This is a genomic window from Algoriphagus chordae, assembly GCF_003254055.1.
GTDB lineage: Bacteria > Bacteroidota > Bacteroidia > Cytophagales > Cyclobacteriaceae > Algoriphagus > Algoriphagus chordae.
Window position 1 is genome coordinate 15,704 of record NZ_QKZT01000006.1, and the last position, 24,545, is coordinate 40,248.

Annotated in this window: 22 protein-coding genes; 11 read left to right on the forward strand and 11 right to left on the reverse strand. The window is 40.6% G+C overall.

The window, feature by feature from the left end:
• Positions 1-78: 78 nt before the first annotated feature.
• The 4 genes from LV85_RS07725 to LV85_RS07740 all read right to left on the reverse strand — a co-directional run bounded on the left by LV85_RS07725 (position 79) and on the right by LV85_RS07740 (position 7,763).
• Positions 79-1,302, reverse strand: coding sequence for an alkaline phosphatase family protein (locus tag LV85_RS07725; RefSeq protein ID WP_111317952.1), 1,224 nt, complete (start codon positions 1,300-1,302; stop codon positions 79-81).
• A gap of 87 nt (positions 1,303-1,389) precedes the next feature.
• Entirely contained in the window at positions 1,390-3,183 is a 1,794-nt protein-coding gene (locus LV85_RS07730) for a RagB/SusD family nutrient uptake outer membrane protein (protein ID WP_111318419.1), read from the reverse strand.
• A gap of 19 nt (positions 3,184-3,202) precedes the next feature.
• Positions 3,203-6,436, reverse strand: coding sequence for a SusC/RagA family TonB-linked outer membrane protein (locus LV85_RS07735; RefSeq protein ID WP_111317954.1), 3,234 nt, complete (start codon positions 6,434-6,436; stop codon positions 3,203-3,205).
• A 430-nt stretch (positions 6,437-6,866) separates the two neighbouring features.
• A complete protein-coding gene (locus tag LV85_RS07740) occupies positions 6,867-7,763 on the reverse strand; it encodes a metallophosphoesterase family protein (protein WP_111317957.1) in 897 nt (298 codons plus the stop codon).
• A 221-nt stretch (positions 7,764-7,984) separates the two neighbouring features.
• Here LV85_RS07740 and LV85_RS07745 point away from each other — a divergent pair, with 221 nt between their 5' ends.
• Positions 7,985-8,587 carry a TetR family transcriptional regulator gene (locus LV85_RS07745; RefSeq protein WP_111317960.1) on the forward strand — a complete coding sequence of 201 codons (603 nt, stop codon included), beginning with the start codon at positions 7,985-7,987 and terminating at the stop codon, positions 8,585-8,587.
• A 54-nt stretch (positions 8,588-8,641) separates the two neighbouring features.
• Here the strand turns inward: LV85_RS07745 and LV85_RS07750 are convergent, their stop codons facing one another.
• The 3 genes from LV85_RS07750 to LV85_RS07760 are packed head-to-tail and all read right to left on the reverse strand — an operon-like array spanning position 8,642 to position 10,066.
• Positions 8,642-9,169: a hypothetical protein gene (locus LV85_RS07750; RefSeq protein ID WP_111317963.1), complete on the reverse strand. Its 528-nt coding sequence runs from the start codon at positions 9,167-9,169 to the stop codon at positions 8,642-8,644.
• Positions 9,170-9,216: 47 nt separating this feature from the next.
• Positions 9,217-9,504, reverse strand: coding sequence for a winged helix-turn-helix domain-containing protein (locus LV85_RS07755; protein WP_211318394.1), 288 nt, complete (start codon positions 9,502-9,504; stop codon positions 9,217-9,219).
• Entirely contained in the window at positions 9,491-10,066 is a 576-nt protein-coding gene (locus LV85_RS07760) for a hypothetical protein (RefSeq protein WP_111317968.1), read from the reverse strand. The genes LV85_RS07755 and LV85_RS07760 overlap by 14 nt, the downstream gene beginning before the upstream one ends.
• A gap of 203 nt (positions 10,067-10,269) precedes the next feature.
• Between LV85_RS07760 and LV85_RS07765 the strand changes: the two genes are divergently transcribed.
• The 4 genes from LV85_RS07765 to LV85_RS07780 all read left to right on the forward strand — a co-directional run bounded on the left by LV85_RS07765 (position 10,270) and on the right by LV85_RS07780 (position 12,427).
• A complete protein-coding gene (locus LV85_RS07765; RefSeq protein WP_111317971.1) occupies positions 10,270-10,722 on the forward strand; it encodes a DUF1569 domain-containing protein in 453 nt (150 codons plus the stop codon).
• Positions 10,719-11,087, forward strand: a complete 369-nt coding sequence (locus LV85_RS07770) for a VOC family protein (RefSeq protein WP_111317974.1) — start codon at positions 10,719-10,721, stop codon at positions 11,085-11,087. Before LV85_RS07765 ends, LV85_RS07770 begins: the two co-directional genes overlap by 4 nt.
• Positions 11,088-11,196: 109 nt before the next feature.
• Entirely contained in the window at positions 11,197-11,814 is a 618-nt protein-coding gene (locus LV85_RS07775) for an energy transducer TonB (protein ID WP_158531157.1), read from the forward strand.
• A 154-nt stretch (positions 11,815-11,968) separates the two neighbouring features.
• Positions 11,969-12,427 carry a copper resistance protein NlpE gene (locus LV85_RS07780; RefSeq protein WP_111317979.1) on the forward strand — a complete coding sequence of 153 codons (459 nt, stop codon included), beginning with the start codon at positions 11,969-11,971 and terminating at the stop codon, positions 12,425-12,427.
• Between the two features lies 1 nt (position 12,428).
• Here the strand turns inward: LV85_RS07780 and LV85_RS07785 are convergent, their stop codons facing one another.
• Entirely contained in the window at positions 12,429-13,361 is a 933-nt protein-coding gene (locus LV85_RS07785) for a hydrogen peroxide-inducible genes activator (protein WP_111318421.1), read from the reverse strand.
• A 177-nt stretch (positions 13,362-13,538) separates the two neighbouring features.
• Here LV85_RS07785 and LV85_RS07790 point away from each other — a divergent pair, with 177 nt between their 5' ends.
• The 4 genes from LV85_RS07790 (at position 13,539) to LV85_RS07805 (ending at position 17,017) form a co-directional block, all read left to right on the forward strand.
• Complete coding sequence (locus LV85_RS07790) at positions 13,539-14,846, forward strand: Gfo/Idh/MocA family protein (RefSeq protein WP_111317982.1); 1,308 nt, start codon at positions 13,539-13,541, stop codon at positions 14,844-14,846.
• 32 nt (positions 14,847-14,878) lie between these two features.
• Positions 14,879-16,096 (forward strand): redoxin domain-containing protein, encoded by a 1,218-nt coding sequence (locus LV85_RS07795; protein ID WP_111317985.1) that lies wholly within the window; start codon positions 14,879-14,881, stop codon positions 16,094-16,096.
• A gap of 62 nt (positions 16,097-16,158) precedes the next feature.
• Positions 16,159-16,593: a MarR family winged helix-turn-helix transcriptional regulator gene (locus LV85_RS07800; protein ID WP_111317988.1), complete on the forward strand. Its 435-nt coding sequence runs from the start codon at positions 16,159-16,161 to the stop codon at positions 16,591-16,593.
• Between the two features lies 1 nt (position 16,594).
• On the forward strand, positions 16,595-17,017 hold the full coding sequence (locus tag LV85_RS07805; RefSeq protein ID WP_111317991.1) for an organic hydroperoxide resistance protein: 423 nt from the start codon (positions 16,595-16,597) through the stop codon (positions 17,015-17,017).
• Positions 17,018-17,058: 41 nt separating this feature from the next.
• Here the strand turns inward: LV85_RS07805 and LV85_RS07810 are convergent, their stop codons facing one another.
• Both LV85_RS07810 and LV85_RS07815 read right to left on the reverse strand, forming a co-directional pair.
• The gene (locus LV85_RS07810) at positions 17,059-17,697 is read right to left on the reverse strand and encodes an energy transducer TonB (RefSeq protein WP_111317994.1); all 639 of its coding nucleotides are present in this window, start codon (positions 17,695-17,697) and stop codon (positions 17,059-17,061) included.
• A 76-nt stretch (positions 17,698-17,773) separates the two neighbouring features.
• Positions 17,774-18,751, reverse strand: a complete 978-nt coding sequence (locus LV85_RS07815) for an NADPH:quinone oxidoreductase family protein (RefSeq protein ID WP_111317997.1) — start codon at positions 18,749-18,751, stop codon at positions 17,774-17,776.
• Between the two features lie 920 nt (positions 18,752-19,671).
• On the opposite strand from LV85_RS07815, the gene LV85_RS07820 reads away from it, so the two are divergent.
• Both LV85_RS07820 and LV85_RS07825 read left to right on the forward strand, forming a co-directional pair.
• Positions 19,672-21,057, forward strand: a complete 1,386-nt coding sequence (locus tag LV85_RS07820) for a dipeptidase (RefSeq protein ID WP_111318000.1) — start codon at positions 19,672-19,674, stop codon at positions 21,055-21,057.
• Positions 21,058-21,106: 49 nt separating this feature from the next.
• On the forward strand, positions 21,107-23,236 hold the full coding sequence (locus tag LV85_RS07825; protein WP_111318003.1) for a protein-disulfide reductase DsbD family protein: 2,130 nt from the start codon (positions 21,107-21,109) through the stop codon (positions 23,234-23,236).
• Here the strand turns inward: LV85_RS07825 and LV85_RS07830 are convergent.
• Positions 23,233-24,510 (reverse strand): alginate export family protein, encoded by a 1,278-nt coding sequence (locus tag LV85_RS07830; RefSeq protein WP_111318423.1) that lies wholly within the window; start codon positions 24,508-24,510, stop codon positions 23,233-23,235. The genes LV85_RS07825 and LV85_RS07830 overlap by 4 nt on opposite strands.
• Positions 24,511-24,545 lie beyond the last annotated feature (35 nt).

Consider the following 24,545-nt stretch of genomic DNA (forward strand, 5'->3'; position numbering starts at 1 on the left):
GGAAAAATGAAAAGGGGCTAAACTAGCTTGATACGCTAATTTAGCCCCTTTTTGTAGCTGCTAAACGAATAGCTCAGCTTACTTTACTACCCAGTAATTCAGGTATCCAGCCGGAGTTTCAAGGACTACCTTGAAGATCTCTGATTGAGTTCCGTTGAGGGAGAATGTCTTCTGTTCATCGTCTAAGTTTACATCGCCTACGAGCCAGTAGTTGTCCAGACCACCAGTTTTGAAATTGTTGGTGGTAGAAACCCAAACTTTACCTTTTTGACCTTTGGCAAGAGATTTCCAGTTCATTTTAATTTCACCATTAGTCAGTTCAGCTTTAAGGCTTGATGCCGCTACTGGGCCGATGAATGGTGATCCATCTAATTCCATCGCAATCTTTTTAGGAATAGACAATCCCATGTGATTAGCAATAGAAGGTAGGATGTCCACCATTTGCGGCGTTTCCTCAAAATGAGCATTAGTGTTTTTAGAATTAGTTACTATCCAGATAGTACGCTCTCTCTGGGTTTGACCACCGTGACCAAAGCCATCTGCAGATCTACCATGATCGGTGGTGATTACGATCAACCAATCTTCTCCGAAAGCTTTTTCTCTATGCTGAATAGCTTCCCATACGCGCCCGATTTGCACATCGGCTTTCTCTACGCCGTCGATCATTTGAGGACTATTGCCGAAGCTGTGCCCCATATCATCAGAATATTCCAAATACATCCATGACATATCAGGAGCTTCCGTTTGTATGTAGCTAGCAGCTTCTTTGGATACAGCTTCATCGATTTTATAAATGAACGTTCTGTCATCTCCATGTGGGAAATTCAAGCTATCCAACTCCATTCCATCAAAGTAATAGTCAAAAATGAAGGGGCCGGTTTCAGGTAGATTTGCTCCTACTAGTTTGGTTCTATTGTCTAACCAGGTAGAAAAGATCGCTGTTTTCTTGCTTGGATCTGACTCCTTCAGCATCCGGAAAATTGTCCAGTAGTTGTAATTCGGCTTTTTGATGCTGTTTCCCCAGACGTTATGCTTATTTGCCCAAACGCCAGTCAATAGAGAATTGTAACCTACAGCAGAAATGGTGGGAGTTTGAGAATATCCTCCAACTTCACCGCCCATACTAGCTTTCGTATATCCGCCTACAGCAGAGATTTTATCAATATTTGGAGTAGCTACGCTGTCAAGGACATCGGCAGGTATTCCGTCAAGTATTACAAATAGTACCTTTTTGGCATTTTTCTGAGCGTATCCTTGAGAGACAAGTAGCGCCATGGCAACGGCCATTAGTATTCTTTTCATTCTTTTTCTAATTATATACTGTAAGTCACTATATGAAAATGGCCTGACCTTTAGAGTCAAGCCACCGTGCAAGTTCAAAATTCTATATTAATTCCAGCCGAAGATCTGCTTCAAATTAGGATTCAATGTCACCTGCTGGACAGGCACTGGACGATAGTAGTATTTAGGCTCCTCAAAAGTCCGTGCTTTTGTCTCAGTTACCATCATTCCACCATCTTCACCATTTTCCAAGAATACATCTACATTCTCATCGATAGTACCTGCTTTGTAATAAAGCAAATCTACGCCAAGGCTGTTTTTCTCCTTTTCATCTCCTACTGGAATGGTGGTGTCCTTGCTGACCAAGATAATATCTTCTACGCCGTCGCCAGTTAGATCGTATTTACCAAGACCTGCAAAGTACATTCCCTGAGGAATATTTTCGAATAATTTGCCTGCATGCCATCTCATCATATCATCGTATCGATAGCCTTCCACTGCAAATTCAACTCTTCTTTCTCTTCTGATCTCTAAGGTAACTCCTAGATTAGAACCGCTTAGGTTTGGATATTTCGCCACAAGAAATGGATCTGGAGACATATTAGCTTCTACCATATTCAATGCTGGCATACCTGCTCTTTCTCTCAGTAGATTTACTGACATATCTAGATCTGCCTGTGTCAACTCATTCAATTCAACTTTAGCTTCTGCATACGACAATAGAACCTCTGCATATCGATAGGCAGGGAAATCAGCACTTGAAATCTCTATATTATCCGTAGTGTTCTGATATCCTTTGATCTGGTGATAACCAGTAAAGTTCTTATTCAGACCCTGAATATAAGGGACGGAATTTGGTGCTCGAACCCATCCAGGATAGGCTACAGTCTGCATCAATCTAGGATCTCTGTCTTGAAATTCATCTACAAAACCGAGTTGCATGTGATTAGGAACTGAAGAATAATAAGAACCATCCTTCATTAAATAGCTCATAACCAAGTCTCTAGAAGGAGACTGCTCATAATCTCCAAACACTCCAGTGTTTACATCACCACTTCTATCTTTAGTAGCGTCATATGCATTAACCAGAATTACTTCAGAGTTGCCCATTAGATCCTGACTACTGAAAAGAGTTGCATAGTCTGATTCAGGATGGCCAGTAGAATAAACAGAATATTTACCTGATTCCATGATGTCTGATGCCATATCACGAGCCTTTTGTAAGAAATCCGAAGCAGAACCTTCTAGCCCTAGTTCTGAATGGTACTTTCTGTAGGTTCCCTCGTACAGAGTCAGACGAGTATAGAATGCTTTGATTGCGGATAATCCTGGAGTACCAGAAGGTACGGATTCACGTACGTTGTTTACTGCAAACTTCAAATCTTCCATCACGTTAGTCATTACTCTTTCTCTAGAATCCTGAGTCTTGTATAGCTGCTCATCATCACTAGGATCTAACGTATGTTCATACCAAGGAACATCAGAATATCTTTTGACCATTCCGAAGTAGAAAACAGCTCTGTAATATCTAGCCAAGCCAACATAATGCGCAATAGCTTCTTCTGAAGCTACGGCTCTCTCATAATTGTCCAGGAAATAATTGATATTTCTCAAAGTGCCCCAGTTCCATCCACCAGTAAGTGTTTGAGAGCTTGGAGTGCCTGTTACTATATTCTTGATTTCTACGGCTCCAGTTGTAGCCATATTGTCACTGCTTTGACCAGCTTGGTAGCTTCCAGGCCCAGCCATGGTAAGTAGGCCGTTTACATAGAGTTCAAGGTCTTCTTCAGACTTGAAAAACTCTTCAGGTGCCACTGAAGTTTGTGGATACCTATCCAGAAATTCATCGTTGCAGGAAGACAATGCCATCACTGCAGCTATTAAGACGATATATTTTTTCATGATCTTATTCATTTCTTAATTACAAATCGATATTAACTCCGAAAGAGAATTTTCTCTGGAATGGGTAAGCCCATCCACTGCCAGTATTGATAGCTTCAGGATCTATATATTGCTTGATAGGAGAAAATTCAAAGATGTTCTCTCCAGAGACAAATAGCCTGATTCTACTGACTTTCATTTTTTGTAATACAGCTGCAGGGAAGCTGTAACCCAAGGTGATATTCTTGATTCTCAAATACGCTGCATTTTGAAGGTATCTTGTTTGTGGAATAGCTAGACCTGAACCATAGTTAGCATCCGCAAGCCATGCTTGAAGAACTGGGAATTCTGATTCCAGATTCTGCTCAGCCAGTCCTGCTTCGATGTAAGAATCAGAGTGTTGAGCGATCAAATCTTGACTATCCGCTTGGCCTCTATAGTAATCTAAGTTCCAAGGGTAGATATTAGCATATGGTTGCTGATATGGGCCCCAATACAGGTAATGTCTTGGGTAATAATCTCTCTTGCCTACCCCTTGAAGGAATATAGAAAGATCAAATCCACGATGACTCATGTCAAGATTAAATCCGTAACGATATCTAGCAGTCGTATTTCCGATAATAGCAAGATCCTGTGGTTCTTCAGCAGTTTGACCTTGTACGATTTTACCATCTCCATTAAGATCTTGGTATTTAGGCCAACCTGGCACCACATCTATAGCTCCCCAAGGAACGATTGCAGATTGGTCTAGGCTTGCAATGTCATCTTCATTTTCCATAATGCCATCATTTACCAATCCCCAAATCTCGCCAATCTCTTGACCTACTCTGTAGTTAGATAAGAGTTGATTTTCGTTTTGGAAGCTCGTGATATGAGATCTTGAATCAGAAAGGATTGCTTTGATACCAAAGGTTACAGGATTGGCTGTGCTACCAAATTGATCTCTATAACCCACAGAAAGTTCAAATCCTTTGGTTTGTAGATCAGCGGCATTTTGTTTTGGAGGGCTAGTACCAAGAACTGCAGGAAGCTCTACTGGATCAGTAAGCATGCCTTTAGTATCTCTAATGAAATAATCAAAAGTACCAGTGATACGGTCTCCTAACATTCCAAAATCCAAACCGATGTTATTTGTAACTACTTTCTCCCAAGTATAATTAGTAGGATCTACTGCCAATGATGGTGATGAGAGAATCACAGTCTGTCTGTTTCCATCTATTAAATAGCCGGAAAGTCCTGTTGGCAATGTCTGGATATACCCGAAGTTGTCTACATTTTGGTTACCAAGGCTACCATAAGAAGCTCTGAGTTTAAAGGTAGAAACCACATTGGTAATGCCAGAGAAAAACTCCTCATCCATCACCAACCATGAACCAGAAACAGATGGGAAGAAACCCCAGCGGTTGTCACTTGGGAATCTTGATGATCCATCGTATCTACCGTTTATTTCTAAGATATAACGATTCTTGAATGAGTAATTGATTCTTCCAAAACCACTTCTCAAGGCATAAGTGCTATAAGAAGGCGTAATAAATGAGTCTCCAGTAGTCAATCCTATATAAGGTAGAGAAGAAGAAATTAGGACTCTTCTTTCAGCCTGAATAGTCGAATATTCATAATTCTCTTGGTTGTATCCAGCTAGCACGTCAAATCTATGATCGCCCAGAGTTTTAGAATACTTACCGAATAGATCAAAGATCGTATTGATTAAGGTGCCATTTCTTTCAGTTACAGATCCTGCACCACCTTCAGTTCTGATATCTTCAGGTCCATAGCCAATGTTGTATTTTGTCTGATCCCAGTGATATTTCCACTGCTCTCTTTTGAAGCTACCACGACCAGTGAAGGTCAAGTCACCGTCTAGAAAGGATGCTGTTGCTTGGATAATATCTTGAAAACCGAACATGTCTTCTTGGTTTCTACCACCATCTACTAATCTAGCTGCCAATCTACCGGTAGCAGTATTTGCCCAGGTTCCATCTGGGTTCGTTGCCACGTCAGTAGGTTGTAAGTAATAGACATCAGTAAGACTATTAGTAGGATCAGCACGCTTGGTTTGGTAGATATTCAAGTTGTTATCTACTGTCAACCATGGTAATGGCTTTATATTTACTTTAGCTCTTAATGAATAGCGATCCCAGTAATCTGGTGCCAGCTTGTTCAGTCCATTTTCTTTGGTGTAATCACCAGATACATAGTATCCTATTGGCATTTTCCCGCCAGAATTTCCAGAGATAGAAAGACTTTGGTTTGTAGAGAAACTAGAAGAATTGAAAAAGTAATCATTCCAATCATTGTTACCCATATATGCATATAGGTTAGGGTTAGTTGGATCTAATCTAGTGTCTTCCACCGATGGGTCTTCAGACCTTTCTTTTGCCCATTGGTAATGCGCATCAGAATAGTTCACATAATCCCAAGGTGTATTGTTGGTTGAAGTTTCCAAAACCCTAGAATAAATATATGGGTCCGTCACTGGTTCTGGTACCACAGATGGCTTACCCCATGCAAAATAGCTATTGTAAGAAATCTGCTGCTTTCCTTCTTGTCCATTCTTAGTAGTGATCAAAATCACACCAAAGGCAGCTCTGGCACCATAAATAGCAGCAGAAGCAGCATCTCTTAGTACCGAATAAGACTCGATATCAGAAGGGCTAAGTCTCAATAAATCACTGTTATTGCCAGGGATTCCGTCTATGACGATCAGCGGTCCACCACCATTAATAGAGGTAAAACCTCGAATGTTGATATTAGGTACAGAACCTGGCTTACCACCTTGATAAGTAATGTTAAGTCCCGGGCTCATGCCTTGAAGACCCTGCACCACATTGGCGATAGGACGATTAGAGATTTCGTCACCAGCCAATTGATCTACCGCTCCTGTTACGTTCACTTTCTTCTGTGTACCATAACCTACAACAACGACCTGCTCAAGAAGTGTGTCTTCTTCCTTCAGTTCTACATCTATCACGGACATACCTGCCACTGGCCGTTCCTCTGAGGTGTAGCCGATAAATGAGAAAATCAAAATTGCATCCGCTGAAGGAGTAACGATCGTATAGGCTCCATCCAAATCAGTAATGGCTCCGTTTTGCGTTCCCTTGATTAATACAGAAACTCCAGGCATGCCTAGTCCAGACCTATCGGTCACCTTTCCAGTCACCTCCCCTTGGGCAAATGACTCAAAACAGATAGCAAAGAACATCAGAATCAGAAATCCAATTCCTTTACTTTGACTGTTCCAAAATGTTGACTTTTGTAAAATTTCTTCCATAAAATATTGATTTGAATTAGATTTCTAACTGAATTATTTACTCTTCTAACTTACTGAAAGTACAAATTTTTATTGAACATTCATTCAATATTAAATATTGATTTCTACGAATCAAAGCAATTATATTTTTAGTAATCATATTTTAATAATTGATTAATACTGAAAACATGAAATATAATATTGGCAGAACCCGAGAATAATAGGAAAGGTCGCAAAAATTTATTAGGCTAAGTGCCCAAGTTTTTATTGTTGCTATAATTAAAAAAAATCTTATTTTATTGCTATTTAAACAGTATGTCCTCCTAAGAAATTCCTTAAATTATTTGCAGGGTTATCATTTACACAGCATATTTTAACATAAAATAACCATTGCAACTGCCCCACTTTAAGTATCCGACTATTAGGAAATGCCATTCGAGAATGGTCAAAATCAAATCATAGGAAAATATTTATTTTCTACAGAGCCGTCAGCGAATAATTCTAAAATCGCAAAACCTGGTGCTGTTTCGAGGTAATATTGCTTACCGGCAGAATGCTCATCCCCGTCTCCCCACCAAAATCCACTTAAGGAGCCATTGCAGAAATAGTGAACGTCATTGTACCAGGCTCGATCTAGGAGATGCTGATGTCCGCTGAGGCAAACACGCACCTTATCTTTATGGGTATAAAAAAGTTTCTTCAATTCCTTATGGTCACTGTGTTGACCGCCCACCAAGGCATTGGTTATAGAGGTGATAGGGAAATGTGACATGACAAGGGTGGGAGTATTCGGAGCCAAAGCAGCAAGGTCATCTTCTAACCAGCTCATTTGTTCTTCCCCTAGACTGATACCTTCATGATTTCCATCTAGAATTATAAAATGCCAACCTTTTTCATCGAAGCTATAATAAGGGGCTGGCATCTCTAGCCGTTTTACTACATAGGGTTTGCCATACATTTCATCGTCCTGAGAGGGTACGTCCCACCAGGGATCATGATTTCCTATACAGCTATACACTCTGGCCTCTTGGATCTCCGCCCTAAATTGATCCCAAGCTTCCCACTGTTCCAGCGTCCGTTCCCGTGTTACCTTAGCGTATGAGGCATCGTGGATACTATCTCCACCATTCAAATAAAAATCTGGATTATGATCTTTGACAAGTTTGAGCCAGTCAATCGCTCGAATTGGTATATTATCCTCGGGACGAATATGTACATCGGTGATATGGGCAACAGTAAGTACGGGTGCCTTGGTGTTCTTTTCATTGGCAGCTTTTGCTGAAAAAATGGGCGCAGAAGCCCCGATAGCCATGGTAGCTCCACTTGCCAAAAATTTCCTTCTTTTCATAATTATGCTCTTTAGTACTTCGTTTGGTTTAGTCAGACTTCAAGGAACAATGATTATTTCTCAATTCTAAATCGACTGTCCATATTTCTAAGAAAATTTTTTCAATTAGTTTATAATCGATATATTGAACGTTCATTCAATATTATATATTGATTATTATGATTCTAGCGAATATTACTATGGCATCAATGATCTTAACTTTCTTTTAATACTATAATAATATGGGTAACAAAATTTCAGATGAAAGGAAAAAAGAGATTATTGACGGTTTTTATCATCTTTCAAAACAGAATGGAATAGAAAACACTTCGATCGCTAAGATTGGTAAGCACCTGGGTATGCCACCAAGTTTGGTGATGCATTACTTTCCTTCCCGTGAAATCCTGATTTCAAATTTGATCTCATTTATTTTGGAACGAATGCTACTGATCTATCAGCCGATGCTGGCGGAATTGGAAGAACAAAATTATGCAGATCCACACACTTTTGTAGATCGCCTTTTTTCCAGAGACTGGAATTTGCTTTTGGATGATGGGGTGTTTTACAGTTGCTATAGCTTGATCTTTAGAAATAAGCGTATCAAAAATGAATATCGTGCGCTTCATGAGAAGTTGCGAGAAAATCTCAAGGAGATACTCGACAGAGATGAGAATTTGGAAGACAAGGATACCGAGCTTCTGGCGGAGCAGATTTTTGTGGTAGTAGAGGGCGCTTATTATTACCTCTCGATGTTTGATGACCCTGAAGTTTATGAGCAGAAGGTCGCTATTTTTAAGGATCAGGTCTATGAGCTATTGCGAAAGAATGAAGTTCTGTCCTCCTAAGCTCAGAGTATAATGAGCCTATTCGGACAGCTTCAATCGGTCCATAGTTGAGTTTTATTCCAACTGGCTTAGGGACTTCTTATCCAGAGTCATCTCAAAAAAAGTGTACCAATTTTCTCCTTGGTTGAATTCTCCGATTTCGTGCCATTGACCCTTGTCATTAATTCGGATGATATACCTAACGGATTCAGTGGGATACCAATAGAATACTTCCTCTTTTAACTCAGATTTGAAAGTCCCCTTTTGCCCAGAGGGAAGATAAGACTGGAAGTCAAAGTGATTGCTTTCTCCATTAGCAGTAAGAATCGCTAAGGCATTGTGGACAATTTTCCCATCTGATTTGCCCATTCCTTCGATTAGTATGGCTGTAGAATCCAATTTGAACATTACTTTTTCAGTTTGATCAAAAGTCCTCTTCACTCGATCCTGTCCCATCATCCAGCCTGAACCTTGCCATTCACCAACCAAAAACTCTAATTGTTTTACTTGTGATTGGGCTGCGCTATCTGTTTCGCTACTTTGACCATACCCGCTACTTACTATAGAAGCAAAGGTGATAATAAGGGCTATTAATTTTTTCATGATTTCTATAAATTTGTTTATATTATAAACTAAATGTTCAAATTTTTTTAGGTGATGTAGTTCTTAAGATTTTCCACATAATTCTCAAAAGCATGTAGGCCATTTTTGGTTACTGCACAGGTAGTTAGCGGTCTTTTGCCCCGGAAGGATTTGGTGATTTTGATATACCCAGCTTTATCCAATTTGTCTAATTGTACACTCAGGTTTCCTGCAGTAGATTGGGTTTTCTCTTTTAGAAAGGTGAATTCCGCTGTGTCTACACTTATTAGTAAGGACATGACTGCCAGCCTCAACTGTGAATGTAATAGGGGGTCTAAAGGCTTAAACTCGCTCACGATAGGTGTTTTTCAAATAATAACCAGGCACAAGATATCCCAAAACCATGGCAATGCCAGCAACTAAATATTGGTCTAGCACAGGAACCAAGAAGGCGATTATGGCTGCAATTGCCAAAACCAGCGAACCGATCTTCACTACCGAAACCCGTATCATCGTCCCCGTGGCAAACATGCCAACAGCTGCCAATAGCAATATCACTGGATTATGGTTGAATCCCAGAACGGGCATAAAACCAAGGATTATGATGATTGATACAAATACCGCTATCCAGATTTGATTAAGTATCTGATCTAGATGGGTCTTGATTTTGGATTTACTTCTCTTTTGGTAGCTCCAGAAAAAACTATAGAAAGTAGCCGGTACGACCAAAATCCAAATGTAATATGGGTGTTCATATCCCGCTTTTGCAAGTGCAAAAAAGCCTAGATTGCAAATTGAAATAACCCATCCCCAAAGCAGCAGATGGAAGCTTCCGTCTCCCGCAGCTTCCTTTTTTGCCTTAGCTATCATATCTGTGATGATAGCCAAAGACTCGTTACCAGTTAGTGATTTTTCCATAAGTGTATGTTTCATTTAATTATCATTACGATGTAAATGTAAATAAGTTTATAATATAAACCAAATGATTTAATCAACTGAATTTTAGTTGCTTAATCCTATGTCTCCAGGCATTTAATGTCAAAGCCAAATTTCTAAGCTTCCTAAATTCATTTATAAGTACATTTTCTTATCTTCCCTATTCAACCCTTTTACGTCTAATCATGAAGAATATTTTTCACCCGCAGATTGTACAGGAGCTTATAGATCGAATCAATCTGCTCACGCCAGAGACTACGCCTCGCTGGGGGATTATGCGAGTAGATCAAATGATGGCTCATTGCTCGGTGGCTTACGAAATGGCCTATACTGACAAGTACCCCAAGCCGAATGCGTTTATGAGGTTTATACTTAAAACATTTGTGAAGAAGGGCGTCGTAGGCGAGAAGCCTTATCCTAGAAATGCTAGAACAGCCCCCGCTTTTGTGATAGCAGAGCGAAGGGATTTCGAGACTGAAAAGGCACTCTTGATTAGTTATCTGGAGAAAACACGTGATCTGGGAATAGCACATTTTGAAGGAAAAGAATCTCTTTCTTTTGGTCCACTTACAGCTCAGGAATGGAATAGTCTTTTCTACAAACACCTTGATCATCACTTGACTCAATTCGGTGTATGATACATCCAGCGAAATCCATTCGGACATTTATCGGGGCCAAAGACTATGCGGAGAGCATCAGGTTTTATGAAATCCTTGGCTTCAATGTACGCGCTGTAAGTCCCAATATGTCGCTCGTTACGGTTAAGGAGAATATCGCATTTTACCTACAAGATGCTTATCTGAAGCCCTGGTGTGAAAACTCCATGATTTTTCTAGAGATCGAGGATGATCTGGAATCTTACTGGGAAGCAATCAAAGTTCTTGGCTTGCCTGATAAATTCCCAGGCACCAAATTGAGTGCTATCCAACACAGTGACTGGGGAAATGAATTTTTTCTCCATGATCCAGCCGGAGTACTTTGGCATTTTGGGAATTTCAAGTAAAAAACAGGGAATCGACCATAATGAAAACTATGTTTTTGAAACTTTGTTATTTTTTAGTACGTTCAAAATCAGTGTATTGCAAATGTTAACTCTTTATCCAAAAATCTCTATGAAAAAGTCAACCTTATTATTTTTACTGATTTTCATTTTTGGCATCTCTGCTGCTTTTGCGCAGAATTCTGATTCCCCACATGAAATGAATCAGCTGTTTAGCAAAAACCTTAAATATCCAACTGAGGCAAGAAGACTAAATGCTCAAGAGACTGTAGTGGTATCGATCAATGTCGATAAGGAGGGGGTTATTACAGACGAGGTTGAAATCCTATCTGGTGAAAATGAGCAGCTCAGAACAGAAGTTCTCAGAGTCATACAATTAGTAGGAGATAAGTGGGATCCTTCATTTTTAACAGATCATAAAGCTGGGGAAGATTATTTGTTGACAATTCAGTTTAAGCTCCACGGGCAAAACGATACCGGCGAACGATTTAATTCTGTTGCCCACAGATTGAAAGACTTGCCTGAACTTCTAAATGAAATCAATGAGAAGATTGAGCAAAATCCATTTTCTTCCCAGTTGTATTTATTCAGAGCAGAGATTTACCTAGATATGGGGGAAAAAGTACGTGCTGAAATGGATGCCAATCAAGCTGAGTTTTTGAAGAAGAAAACACTCAGTGAGATTGTAGTAGTGGGCTATGGAGCTGTGAAAAAAGCCAGCACAATTTGAGAATGAAATCATAAAAATGAATAGAGAGGAGGTTTTGATGACCTCCTTTTTAGTTATCCACAATAGATACCTGTTGCCATTTCGATAGAAATCTATATTTTTTCTTCTTCGGTCTGATTCTTGATGTTTTTGCGTAAATCAGAATTAATTATCTATGAACAGAATTTTGCTCATACTTGGTCTATTTACCTCACTAGCACTCTTGGCTTCCTGTTCCAATTCGGAACAAAAAACGGGCTTGGAGGAAGAGATTGCCCTAGAAGAAAACATACTATATAACCAAGATAACTCTGCCACCTCACTTGACTGGAATGGTACCTATGAAGGCATTGTGCCTTGCGCTAGTTGCGAAGGAATAGAAACCAGGCTAACACTCAATACTGATCTCACTTATAAATTAGTCACCAACTACTTGGGTAGAAATGACGCATTGGAGCAAGAAAACACGGGTTCTTTCACCTGGGATAAAACAGGTTCTATTATTACGCTAGCTAAAGTAGCCCAAGGTCCAAGGCAGTATAAAGTTGGTGAGAATCGCATTTGGCAGCTAGATATGAAGGGGAAAATAATCAAAGGAGATCTAGCGGATCATTACATTCTTACCAAGAAATAGTTTATTTGAATCGCACGACCTTGCCATGAGCCTTGGAGCTCATCTCTTGAGGAATGGAGTCAGAGATTTCCTTGAATAATAATTCTACGAGTTTCTGCTTGAGGAAATTTCGGTTTAAAATAATGCTCACCTCTCGTGTAGGAGGAACCCCTTCAAATGGCCTTAGTCTAGTTTTTTCCTCATCTGATAGCTCCAGCGTTGCCAATTCGGGGAGAAGCGTTACTCCCTTATATCGATTGACCATGTTTTTCAACCCTTCCAGTGATCCACTTTCATAGTGGAAATTTTTGGGACCGCTCAGACTTGGGTCACAGAGATTAATCACTTGATCTCGGAAGCAATGCCCTTGCTGTAGCACCCAAAAATCTTCTTGTAGAACTTTCTCTGGATGGAAAACATCTTCTTTTAGCAAAGGGTGATCTTTGGATAAGTAAGCGAAAAATTTTTCGTAAAACATAGGTTTCTCTACAATACCAGTATCCTGGTAAGGTGTCACGATAATGCCTAGATCCAGTTCATCATTTTTTAGCTTTTTCACCACATCTTCCGTGACCATTTCCTGAACTTCCAATTTCACTTTTGGGTATTTTTCTAGAAACTTCCGGATAAAAAGGTGCAGTAAATAAGGGGCTAGGGTAGGAATGATTCCAAGTTTGATCAGTCCAGATATATCACCTTTCAGATCGGCCACCAATTCAAAAATCCCCCTACTCTCAGACACCACTTTTTTCGCCTGCTCGATGATTTTCACGCCCATCATTGTGGGGATCACGGGCATTTTACTTCGATCAAAAAGAATAACGCCCAAGTCACGCTCCAGTTTACTCAATTGAGCACTCAGGGTAGGTTGTGTCACAAAACAGCTTTCCGCAGCCTGTCCAAAGTGGCGGTGTTTATCTACGGCAATCAGGTATTCCAGTTGTTGTATGGTCATAAGATAGGCTTCTCTGAGTTTAAAGTAGAAATCTCCCAAAAGAGTTTCTTCCATAATCCATAAGGACAAATACTTTTGGTCAAATAGCCTCTGGAATATTTTTCTGTCGTTCAAAAAAGCAGTACTTTATTTCACTAAAATCAAATACTCCATTCATAACCTTCAATATCTCTAGTAATGAGCAAATCAAATTTTTCCCGAAGGAAGTTTCTAACTGCTTCCATCCTCAGTACAGTCGGCCTTGGTGCTATTCCTTCCTTAAGTTTTGGTAAAAATGTCAGTTCAATGGCCGATAGCGCCAAAGTTCGATTAGGATTTATCGGAGTGGGAAGACAGGCGATGGGTCTGCTTAACAACATGATGAAGAATCCCTTGGTGGATGTAGTGGCTGGTGCGGATGTTTATGAGATTAAATTGGATAGATTCAAACAGCGCGTGGCCAAGCTTTATGCTGATGAAAAAAGAACGGCTCCTGCATTAAAAGTGTATGCTGATTATAAAGAGTTACTCACAAATCCAGAAGTAGATGCGGTGGTAATTGCCTCGCCTGACCACTGGCATGCGATGATGGCGATCGATGCCTGTCATGCCAATAAGGATATTTACTTGGAGAAGCCACTCACTTTTACAGTACATGAAGGCCAAGAATTAGTAAAGGCTGTTCGCTCAAACGGTACCGTCCTAGCAGTAGGAAGCATGCAGCGTTCTGGGGCAAATTTCCAGCATGCCGCTCGGATGGTCCAAAAAGGGATGCTAGGAGATATCAAACAAGTTTTGGTTAATGTAGGAACTCCGCCACATCCTAAACCTTATGATTTACCTGCTCAGCCGGTTCCTGCTGGTTTGGATTGGAAAACTTGGACAGGTCCACTTCCAGATATTCATTACAATGAAGAGTTGGATCCGCCTATCAGTCTGAATCCTGAGCAGAATGAGAAAGTATGGGGAGCTTGGCGCTGGTACAAGGAGACAGGCGGTGGATTGATGACTGATTGGGGAGCACACATGATTGACGTCGCTCAGTGGGGGCTTGGAATGGATAGAAATGGTCCGGTGGAGGTTATCCCTGCTTCTGGCTCGACTCCGCTGACTTACAAATATGCCAATGGGATAGAAATGCTAATTACCTCCTTTGACAAAGGTCGACAGGGCGTAAAGTTCTTAGGGGAAAAAGGCTGGATTAAAGTTTCCAGAGGTCAATATGATACTGATGTTGCAGCCTGTGAGCGCAAATTTTCAAAGGATGAGTTAGGTTTTGGCGCACATCATGTAGATTTTATTACATCAATTATTCAAAGAAAAGATCCGGTGGTGCCGGTAGAAATCGGCCATAGTTCCTGTACCGTTTGTACGATTGGAAATATAGCGCATGAATTAGGTAGACCAGTAAAATGGAATCCAATCGCACAGGGATTTGAAGATGATTGGGAGGCCAATATGAAGCTGCATTATAACTACCAACATGGCTATTCATTGAAAACCTAGTAAACTTAACAATCCCTGTAACCCAAAAAGCTATGAACTCTAAATTAAAATTCCTCGCCTTCCCCGTAGCTCTCGTAGGAATTGTACTCCTGTTTTCTCAATGTAATAGCACCTCTAAGGAAAATTCTGAAACAAGCTTAGAGGCATCTCCTCCCACAACATTTGTTGCCAATCCAATTGTGGTAGAGGAGCAACCTATTGGAAAATTAGCAATTGGAGATGCCGCTCCACCCTTTAATCTTCCCGGAATTGATGATGCCTTTCACAAGCTTGAAGACTATTCAGATGCAGATGTCCTTGTGATCAACTTCACCTGCAACCATTGTCCCACCGCTCAGGCCTATGAGGATAGATTCATAGATGTAGTCGATTATTACAAAAGTAAAAAAGTAGCTTTTGTGGCTATTTCTGCCAACAGCCCAATAGGTATTCTCCCAGAAGAGTTGAGCTATACAGATCTCAGCGACACATTCGAAGAAATGAAAATTCGGGCCAAGGACAAATCCTACAATTTCCCTTACCTATATGATGGAGATACTCATGAATTCTCATTGGCTTATGGCCCGACGGCCACACCCCATGTTTTTGTTTTTGATAAAGAAAGAAAACTTAGCTACTCTGGAAGAATTGATGCATCCGAAAAGCCTGGAACTGCCAATGCCGAAGATTTAAGAAAAGCGATTGACCTGACTTTGCAGGGAAAAAGTCTTCCCGAAGCAGAAGCTCAAACTCCAGCTTTCGGATGCTCAATGAAATGGGCGTGGAAGAATGAATACACTATTAAAACCAATAAGGCGTGGAAAGAAAAGGAAGTGACTATCGAAAAACTATCCCCAGACGGATTGGCAGATCTATTGAAAAATGACACTGAGGAATTACTACTTGTTAATTTCTGGGCTACTTGGTGCGGGCCATGCATTATTGAATATCCAGAATTTGTCACTATACAACGGATGTTTGGAGAGCGTGATTTCCAGTTTGTATCTGTCAGTATGGATAGTCCTGAGCAGTCCGCCAAGGTGCTCAAATATCTTAAGGGGAAATCGTCTGCACTTCCTAATTACATCATGGACACCGACGATAAATACAAGGTGATCGATATTGTCGGAAAAGATTGGGATGGAAGTTTACCCATTACCTTACTGATCGAGCCTGGAGGGAATGTTGCTTACCGAGTTTTAGGCACCATTGATGCAAATGAATTGAAAAGGGAAATTGTTGATAATCCATTAATTGGCAGATATTTTTAAAGTGAGAAATTAGAATTTTAAGACTATACAGTTAAATTGTGTAAAATCTTAATGCTCAACTTATGCTGCAAATTCACCAAGTTTCGCTGTCACTTTATTCAAGCTCCAGATTGCTTATTCAGCTCATTCAAAGCTCTTTGAACGAGCTGAATTTGACTTATCCACAATTTCTGGTGCTTTCAGTTCTCTGGGAGGAGGATGGATTGAAGGTGAATGAAATCGGCAAACGGTTATATCTTGACTCAGGTACCTTAACTCCCTTGTTGAAAAAATTGGAGGCAATGAATTACGTGAAGAGACAACGTGGAGAGGCTGACGAGAGGACGGTGCATGTGGAATTGACTTATCCAGGCAAATCGCTTCAATCAAAAGTTCAGGAAGCTCTGGAGCCCGTAAACCAAAAGTTTATAGAATCTTCGGAAATATCCCTGCCAGACCTAAACCAATCTCTCCTAAACATGTTAGTAACTATTGAAAACTTAAAAGAAACGATCTAAGATGAAGAAGTTAAATATTGATTATACCGCGGTGGCAATAAACACTGGAGGTAGAAAGGGACACGTAAAAACCGATGACGGTCTCTTGGATTTTGATGTAGCCATGCCAAAAGAAATTGGAGGCGAGGGAGGGAAAACTAATCCTGAGCAACTGTTTGCTGCTGGCTATGCGGCATGTTTCGGAGGTGCACTTGGTGCAGTTGCGGGTAAGGTCAGCTTAAGAGATTCTGAAATTACAGCTAAAGTTCATCTTGGGAATTTCGAACCTGGAAATTTTGGATTGGCCGTAGATATTTTTGTAAAAATCCCACATGCAGGTTCCTTAGAGGCAGCGCAGCAACTAACAGATGCAGCTCATGAAGTTTGCCCTTACTCGAAGGCTACTCGTGGTAATATCGAAGTAAATGTGAAGGCAATTTCCTAATAGGAAAGGGTACAGGCTGAGGTCAAAACTCAGTCTGTATTTTATCGAACGCTTTGCGTCTGTGCAATTTCCACCACGGCCAAGATTTCCATATTCATTTTTTCAGCCATCAATTCATCTGCTTTGGCTCCTTCTTCATCTCCCATATCCTTTTTGTATTTTGCCCGCATGGTATAGTAAATCGGCTCAAAAGGATAATTCTTAATTGCATCATTATAGGTTCTCACTGCTTTTTCTGGCTTTCCTTTGTCTTCAAATTTTTTGGCCATCTCATGATAATCTACCGGCAAAGAGTTGTAATAAATCTTGTAACTGAAGACTAGTAAATACTCCCGGTCCACTGCATTGCCATGGACCTTACTTGGACTCCATGCTTCATTCAGGTTAGCTATTGCCTCATCAGTTTGATTGGAGAGATCATCAGAAACTCGCTCTATTGCTTCTACTTTAGTTAGTTTTCCCGACTTATCTATCCTAAGTAAATATATTACATCTCCTTGACTACCGTTGGCGGCAGCCTCCTTTGGGTAGATCAAATCCTGACCTAGTATGCTTATCAAATTACCTTTAGAATAAGTCGCCTTTACAAAATCTGATTCTGTTTCTGGGTTGAATGCTGTTTGTGCAAATGAAATGGAACTGATAAAAATAGAACAGGTTAAAAGGATAATTCTTAGCATTCGTGATGGGTAGTTTTATTTTAACTGCAACATAAGCTGTTACGTAATAGATTAAACTATTGTTTAGTTAAATAAATTAAAAAACTCGTACAACCATCTTTTTGAAATTGCTTCTGTCCTGGAGAGCAGAGATAGCAATTTCAGCTTCTTCTAATTTAAAGACCTCAGGAGTATGTCCAGTTATTTTTTCTGCTAGTATCCATTCATAAAGCTGATTCATGTTGATTCTATTTTGTTCGGCTTCTACTTTCGAGAAATTTCCCCAAAACACCCCAACAATAGAGCATCCTTTAAGCAAAGGCAGGTTCATCGGGATTTTTGGAATCTCTCCATTGGTAAAACCAACGATCAGATATCTTCCTTTCCAAGCAATGCCTCGAAGCGCGGGATCAGTGTACTTTCCACCTACTGGATCCAAAATCACATCAACTCCTTTGCCCTGGGTTAACTCCTTGATTCTGGTTTTAAGATCCTCTGTTTTGTAATTGATCGTTTGATATGCTCCCTTTGCTTTGCAAAGTGCCAGTTTTTCATCCGAAGAAGCAGCTGCAAGCACTTTTGCTCCCATGGCTTTTCCAAGCTCCACAGCTGCCAAACCTATGCCTCCAGCGGCGCCAAGAACCAATAAAGTTTCTCCAGATGTTAACTGAGCCCTATCCTTCAAAGCATGTAAGGAAGTGCTGTACGTATAAAGTGAACTAGCGGCCGATTCCGATGAAACACCCTCAGGAAGCACAAAAACTCTATCAGAATCTACAGCGACTTTCTCCGCAAAACCTCCCCAGCGACAAAGTGCCAGAACACGATCACCGATTTTGAAGTTATCCACATTCTCCCCCAGCTCAATTATTTCTCCTACAACCTCACCACCTGGCGAAAAAGGAAGTTCTGGCTTGAATTGATAGCTGCCTTGCAGAATAAGCAGATCAGGAAAACTCAGACCACAAACTCCGACTTTGATGAGTACTTGATTTTCCGAAGGTTCCGGATCGGAAAGCTCACCGATTTTGAGGTTTTCTGGAAGTCCAAAATTTTCACAAATGACTGCTTTCATACTTGATAATTTTTCAACACAGAGAAACAAAGAGGGTAAAGCTATGTTTATCTATCTGTCTATATGGTTTAAATTTTTTGAACACATAGCCACATAGCTGTAAAACGGCACTAAATCTACCTGCAAACCTTACTTTACTTTGTTTCCTTTGTGACTTTTGCGGTACTCCTATTTTTCAACACAAAGTAACAAAGTGCATAAAGGTTTCAATACCAATTCATGAGTCTAGACTTCAGATCGCCAATCTATGTTTTGCTATCTGTCTATGTGGTTTACCTTTTTCGACTATTCATTCAGCTAGATTTAAAACGTTACCAAAACTTCCTACATGCAGCGTCCTTAACTTTGTTTTCTTTGTGACTTTTGTGGTGAACTTATTTTTCAACACAAAGTAACAAAGTGCATAAAGCTTTCAATACCAATTCATGATCCTAGACTACAGATCGTCAATCTATTTTTTTCTATCTGTCTATGTGGTTTACCTTTTCGACTATTTACCCGATAAGCTCTCCTAGATTTAATACGGCACTAAATCTTCCTGCAAACCTCTTACTTTACTTTGTTTCCTTTGTGACTTTTGTGGTACTCCTATTTTTCAACACAAAGTAACAAAGTGCATAAAGTTCTAAAATCAAAGCTATTGAGCTAATGGCTACAGCTTGTTAAGCTATGCGTTCTATCTGTCAATGTGGTTTGCCTTTTTCGACTATTTAGTCAGCTAGTTTTAAAACGTCACCAATACTTCCTTCATGCCGCTTCCATAACTTTGTTTTCTTTGTGACTTTTGTGGTGAACTTATTTTTCAGTACAAGTCACTTTGCCATTCTTAGTCGTATCCACGGCTAATAACTTCAATCAAAATAGGCATTTAAGGCTGAAAAGGATAATTTTGGACTCTTTACCAAATAATCCCCAGATATATGGCTGTTAATAATTTTATCCGTGACAACAAAGATCGCTTTCTTAACGAATTGCTGGATTTACTCCGCATTCCATCGGTAAGCGCTGATCCCAAATTTAAGAATGATGTCTTTGCGGCAGCTAATTTTGTAAAGGAAAGTCTGGTAAAAGCTGGTGCTGACACAGTAGAAATCTGTGAAACTCCCGGCTATCCGATTGTTTATGGGGAGAAAATCATTGATCCTTCTTTACAGACGGTTTTGGTGTATGGGCATTACGATGTGCAGCCTGCTGATCCTTATGAGTTGTGGGATTCTCCACCTTTTGAGCCAGTAATCAAAAAGACAAAGATTCACCCTGAAGGAGCGATTTTCGCACGTGGATCTGCTGATGACAAAGGGCAGTTTTACATGTATGTGAAGGCTTTCGAAGCGATGATGGCTTCAGGAGATTTGCCATGTAATGTCAAGTTCATGATCGAAGGCGAGGAGGAAGTTGGCTCTGACAACTTAGAGAAATTTGTCATTGAAAATAAAGAGAAATTGAAAGCAGATGTCATCTTGATTTCTGATACACACATGATCTCCATGCAAGATCCTTCCATCACGGTTGGTCTTCGGGGCATGGCTTACATGGAAGTGGAAGTGACAGGATCCAATCGCGATCTTCACTCGGGTACTTACGGTGGTGCTGTAGCCAATCCAATCAATGTGCTATGTGACATGATTGCTTCCATGCAGGATGAAAATAATCACATTACCATTCCTGGGTTTTATGATAAAGTGCAGGAGCTCACTGCAGCGCAAAGAGAAAGACTAAACGAGGCTCCATTTGACCTGAATGAATACCAAGAGAAATTAGATATTGCAGATGTTCATGGAGAAAAAGGCTACACCACGATCGAGCGAGTAGGCATTCGTCCTACACTAGATGTGAATGGAATCTGGGGTGGATATATTGGCGAAGGAGCCAAAACTGTCTTGCCTTCCAAAGCTCACGCGAAAATCTCCATGAGACTTGTTCCGGATCAGGACTGGCATGAAATCTCTGAATTGTTTGAAAATTACTTCAAGTCAATCGCTCCAAAATCTGTGAAGGTGAAAGTAAAAGCACATCATGGCGGTGCGCCAGCGGTAGTGTCGGATTCATCTGTAGGCTATAAGGCCGCGGAAGCTGCGATGGAAGAGACTTTTGGCAAAAGACCAATTCCTACACGCGAAGGTGGATCTATTCCTATCGTTGCTTTGTTCCAAAAGGAATTAGGTTCAGATCCGATTTTATTCGGTTTTGGATTGGATACGGATGCGCTTCATTCACCAAATGAACACTATGGCGTAAAAAATTACTTCGTAGGTATCGAAACCATTGCTGCATTCTTCCGTCAGTTTAGAAAACTCACCGAGTAGTAAACCCTATTACTGCTATTAATTGTCATCTCATTTGCTATTCACTTTCATGACTAAAGCCCAGGGGAAATCAGGGAAATTACTGCTGCTGGCATTACTTTTCTTCAGTTTCTACGCTCAAGCACAGATCATCGCACCGCCAAAATGGACGGTTTCTATCGAACCAAAAAGTTTAGTGCAAGGAGAGGAAGCTAAGCTTGTGTTCGAAGCTGAAATTCCTGCAGGCTGGTACATTTATGCCAACGATTTTGACCCGGATCTCGGCCCAATTTTAGCGACACTGAAGCTGGATAAATCTGAGAGTTTTGAGCTGAAAGGTGAGTTCAGAGCGATAGATTCCAAGACTAAGTATGAGGATGTCTGGGAAGGAGATGTCAAATACTTCATTAAAGATGGAAGGTTTGAACAGACCTTTATCCCAAAAGTTACTAGCGGAAAAATATCTGGAATCCTAGAATATCAAATGTGCTCTGACTTGACAGGTCAGTGTGTCAATTACGAAGAGGACATTGAGATTACTTTTGATGCAAAAGAAAACTTAGCAGATGCACAAGCTGAAAAAAGTATAATAACAGCAGTCACTGAAGGAGATACGTCATTGCGAGAAGGAGAAACGACGACGAAGCAATCTGATCAGAATGTAGAATCTGATTCGTCTAAAGATGATGGTAGTCCATTTAATGAAGTTTCTTCGGCTGACACCACCTCATCTATAGAAATCATTCCTGTTCAGGAAAATGAATCTCTTTGGGGATTTATCGTCTTGGCATTCTTGGCTGGCTTAGCAGCCTTGCTCACTCCCTGTGTATTTCCTATGATTCCTATGACCGTGAGTTTCTTCACTGGAAGAGCTGGAAGCAAAGCAACAGGAATTAGAAATGCCATTATTTATGGGCTTTCTATCATCGCTATTTACACGATTGCAGGAACTGCGGTAGCAGCTATTCAAGGCCCAGAATTCGCCAATTGGCTAGCAACACATTGGCTTCCAAATCTCTTTTTCTTCGGGATCTTCATCTTTTTTGCCTTGGCATTTCTCGGCATGTTCGAGATTACTTTGCCTTCAAGCTTAGTGAATAAAGTAGATGAAAAGGCTGAAAAGGGAGGGTTAATAGGGGTTTTCTTTATGGCCTTCACCTTAGTTCTGGTGTCATTTTCCTGTACTGGCCCTATCGTCGGTTCCATTCTGATTTCTTCAGCAGGAGGAGAATTGCTGAAACCAATCTTGGGTATGTTTGCCTTTTCTCTAGCATTCGCTATCCCATTTACTTTGTTCGCTATTTTCCCAGAGTGGATGAATCGTCTTCCAAAGTCCGGCGGCTGGTTGAATTCTGTGAAAGTGGTTTTAGGTTTCTTAGAACTCGCTTTAGCTTTCAAGTTCCTATCCATCGCTGACTTAGTTTACCACTGGGGAATCCTCGATCGCGACATCTTCCTTATTATCTGGATTGTGATTTTCTCTGGATTGGGATTATATCTTTTGGGGAAAATTCGTCTTCCACACGATTCTCCTGTAGAAACTATAGGGGTTCCAAGGTTACTTTCAGCGCTAGTTGTTTTCATGTTCGTGCTTTACATGATTCCTGGACTTTTTGGTGCCCCTCTGAAATACCTAAGTGGCTATCTTCCACCTATGTCTACCCAGCAATTCAAAATGACTGGTGGGCAAAGTATGAATGATGCAGGGGAAAATATTCTGGGTGAACCGGTAAAATACGCGGATACTCCTTTGGAAATTCCACTCGGGATTCAAGGGTATTTCGACTACGAGCAAGCCATGAGAGCGGCTAAAAAAGCCAACAAGCCTTTGCTCATTGACTTCACGGGGCATGGCTGTGTGAATTGCCGTAAGATGGAAGAAAATGTCTGGGTAGATCCTCAAGTGTTGAAGCGTCTGAAAGAAGATTTTGTAATGGTGGCGCTTTATATAGATGAGCGATTAGAACTTCCCGAAAGTGACTGGTACACCTCAAAATACGACGATAAGGTTAAGAAAACATTGGGCAAGCAAAACGCTGACTTCCAAATCACCCGCTTCCAAAACAATGCCCAGCCTTATTATGTGATCCTAGATCATAATGAAAATCTCCTCGCTCAGCCCAAGGGTTACGATACCAATATTCAGTCTTTTATTGAGTATTTGGACGGGGCGAAGAAGGAATTTGAAGAGAGAAATTAATTCTCCTTGAATTTATAAGTCAGCAATCTAGGATTCACGATCAGTTGCACCCAGCCCCAATTGTTCGTGTTTTCCGAGCTAATTCCGCCCTTTACTGCACTCATGCTTTCTGTAGCAAACATCTGAGAATAGCCTGCCCCTATTTTGACGTATTTTCCGAAGGATTTGGAATAAACCAGATCTAGCTCTGTACCTAGATTTTGTCCTAGATCATTTGCCATTTTAGCATTGGCAAAAAAGAAATGTGCATTTAATCCAATCGAAGATTTTTCTCCTGTGGCAAGTGCCACTTTGCCATAAGCATCATTTAAGCCTACATTATTAGCGTGATTACCTACATAAAAGTAATCCATGAAGCCATTGAATTTGTGATTCGTGCCATACAGTGGGAAGAAGGATTTGTTCTTTTCCTCACCAACTTGATCTGTTCCGCTCAAGGATTCAAAACCAGCGATCAGAGTTACTTTTCCAGGTTGATATTTTGCTTCCACCATGTATTGGAAGGCGGATAAATCAGTACTGGCATTTGCCATTCCCGTTTGCAAATAGGCTGAGCCCGTAATCGTCAGAACGGAAAGAGGGAAGACTACGTGTGCACCGGTAGTTTGACGGTAGTATAATCCGTCCGTTTGTGGAATTGGGTCTGATGTGTATTTCTGGAAACCATTATTCATAAATAAAAAGCTGAAAGTAGCTTTGTCCCATGCCTTTGACAAATGAGCCATTTGCATGGTTTTATAGGAGAAGCCACCTGTAATCGTGTAGTCCGTTTCTAGATTACTCTGCTTTTCTTGATTGTAGGCAAAAGCTAAGTCTAGCTTGAATTTATTCTTGGAATATTGAATCATGGCAGCATCATGAAATCTACCTTGCATTGCCCAATCCACTTCTCCTAAGATCCGCTGATTATCGTAGGCTATGACCTGACGACCGAGCTTGATTGCCCAGTCTTCTGTGAATGAATATCTCACCCAAGCTTGAAAAAGTGAAAAAGAATTGTTGTTGTCTGATGCGGTGAGGGTTTGTTCATCTCCCCAAGTACTCACATCTTGCACCGCGAAGTATAGGCTTAGCTTTTCGTCGGTAAAGCCCATGTTCAATCTTGATCGCTGCGTGACAAAAGCAGCAGGTTTGGCATTATCTGGAAAAAGGTCTCCAAATCCGTGGCGGTACTCAAATCGTGGACGGATATCTGCATCGAGTGTGAACTCTTGTGCATCAGCAATTTTTACTGTGAATATTGAGATCAAAATGAGTAATAGAATTTTTTTCATAGCACGAATATTCATCAGGTATAATCAACAAATGT

Bases quoted from the DNA above. Each gene is read 5' to 3' on its own strand.
- LV85_RS07725 (WP_111317952.1), bottom strand. From the start codon at position 1,302: ATGAAAAGAATACTAATGGCCGTTGCCATGGCGCTACTTGTCTCTCAA.
- LV85_RS07730 (WP_111318419.1), bottom strand. From the start codon at position 3,183: ATGAAAAAATATATCGTCTTAATAGCTGCAGTGATGGCATTGTCTTCC.
- LV85_RS07735 (WP_111317954.1), bottom strand. From the start codon at position 6,436: ATGGAAGAAATTTTACAAAAGTCAACATTTTGGAACAGTCAAAGTAAA.
- LV85_RS07740 (WP_111317957.1), bottom strand. From the start codon at position 7,763: ATGAAAAGAAGGAAATTTTTGGCAAGTGGAGCTACCATGGCTATCGGG.
- LV85_RS07745 (WP_111317960.1), top strand. From the start codon at position 7,985: ATGGGTAACAAAATTTCAGATGAAAGGAAAAAAGAGATTATTGACGGT.
- LV85_RS07750 (WP_111317963.1), bottom strand. From the start codon at position 9,169: ATGAAAAAATTAATAGCCCTTATTATCACCTTTGCTTCTATAGTAAGT.
- LV85_RS07760 (WP_111317968.1), bottom strand. From the start codon at position 10,066: ATGGAAAAATCACTAACTGGTAACGAGTCTTTGGCTATCATCACAGAT.
- LV85_RS07765 (WP_111317971.1), top strand. From the start codon at position 10,270: ATGAAGAATATTTTTCACCCGCAGATTGTACAGGAGCTTATAGATCGA.
- LV85_RS07770 (WP_111317974.1), top strand. From the start codon at position 10,719: ATGATACATCCAGCGAAATCCATTCGGACATTTATCGGGGCCAAAGAC.
- LV85_RS07775 (WP_158531157.1), top strand. From the start codon at position 11,197: ATGAAAAAGTCAACCTTATTATTTTTACTGATTTTCATTTTTGGCATC.
- LV85_RS07780 (WP_111317979.1), top strand. From the start codon at position 11,969: ATGAACAGAATTTTGCTCATACTTGGTCTATTTACCTCACTAGCACTC.
- LV85_RS07785 (WP_111318421.1), bottom strand. From the start codon at position 13,361: ATGACCATACAACAACTGGAATACCTGATTGCCGTAGATAAACACCGC.
- LV85_RS07790 (WP_111317982.1), top strand. From the start codon at position 13,539: ATGAGCAAATCAAATTTTTCCCGAAGGAAGTTTCTAACTGCTTCCATC.
- LV85_RS07795 (WP_111317985.1), top strand. From the start codon at position 14,879: ATGAACTCTAAATTAAAATTCCTCGCCTTCCCCGTAGCTCTCGTAGGA.
- LV85_RS07800 (WP_111317988.1), top strand. From the start codon at position 16,159: ATGCTGCAAATTCACCAAGTTTCGCTGTCACTTTATTCAAGCTCCAGA.
- LV85_RS07805 (WP_111317991.1), top strand. From the start codon at position 16,595: ATGAAGAAGTTAAATATTGATTATACCGCGGTGGCAATAAACACTGGA.
- LV85_RS07810 (WP_111317994.1), bottom strand. From the start codon at position 17,697: ATGCTAAGAATTATCCTTTTAACCTGTTCTATTTTTATCAGTTCCATT.
- LV85_RS07815 (WP_111317997.1), bottom strand. From the start codon at position 18,751: ATGAAAGCAGTCATTTGTGAAAATTTTGGACTTCCAGAAAACCTCAAA.
- LV85_RS07820 (WP_111318000.1), top strand. From the start codon at position 19,672: ATGGCTGTTAATAATTTTATCCGTGACAACAAAGATCGCTTTCTTAAC.
- LV85_RS07825 (WP_111318003.1), top strand. From the start codon at position 21,107: ATGACTAAAGCCCAGGGGAAATCAGGGAAATTACTGCTGCTGGCATTA.
- LV85_RS07830 (WP_111318423.1), bottom strand. From the start codon at position 24,510: ATGAAAAAAATTCTATTACTCATTTTGATCTCAATATTCACAGTAAAA.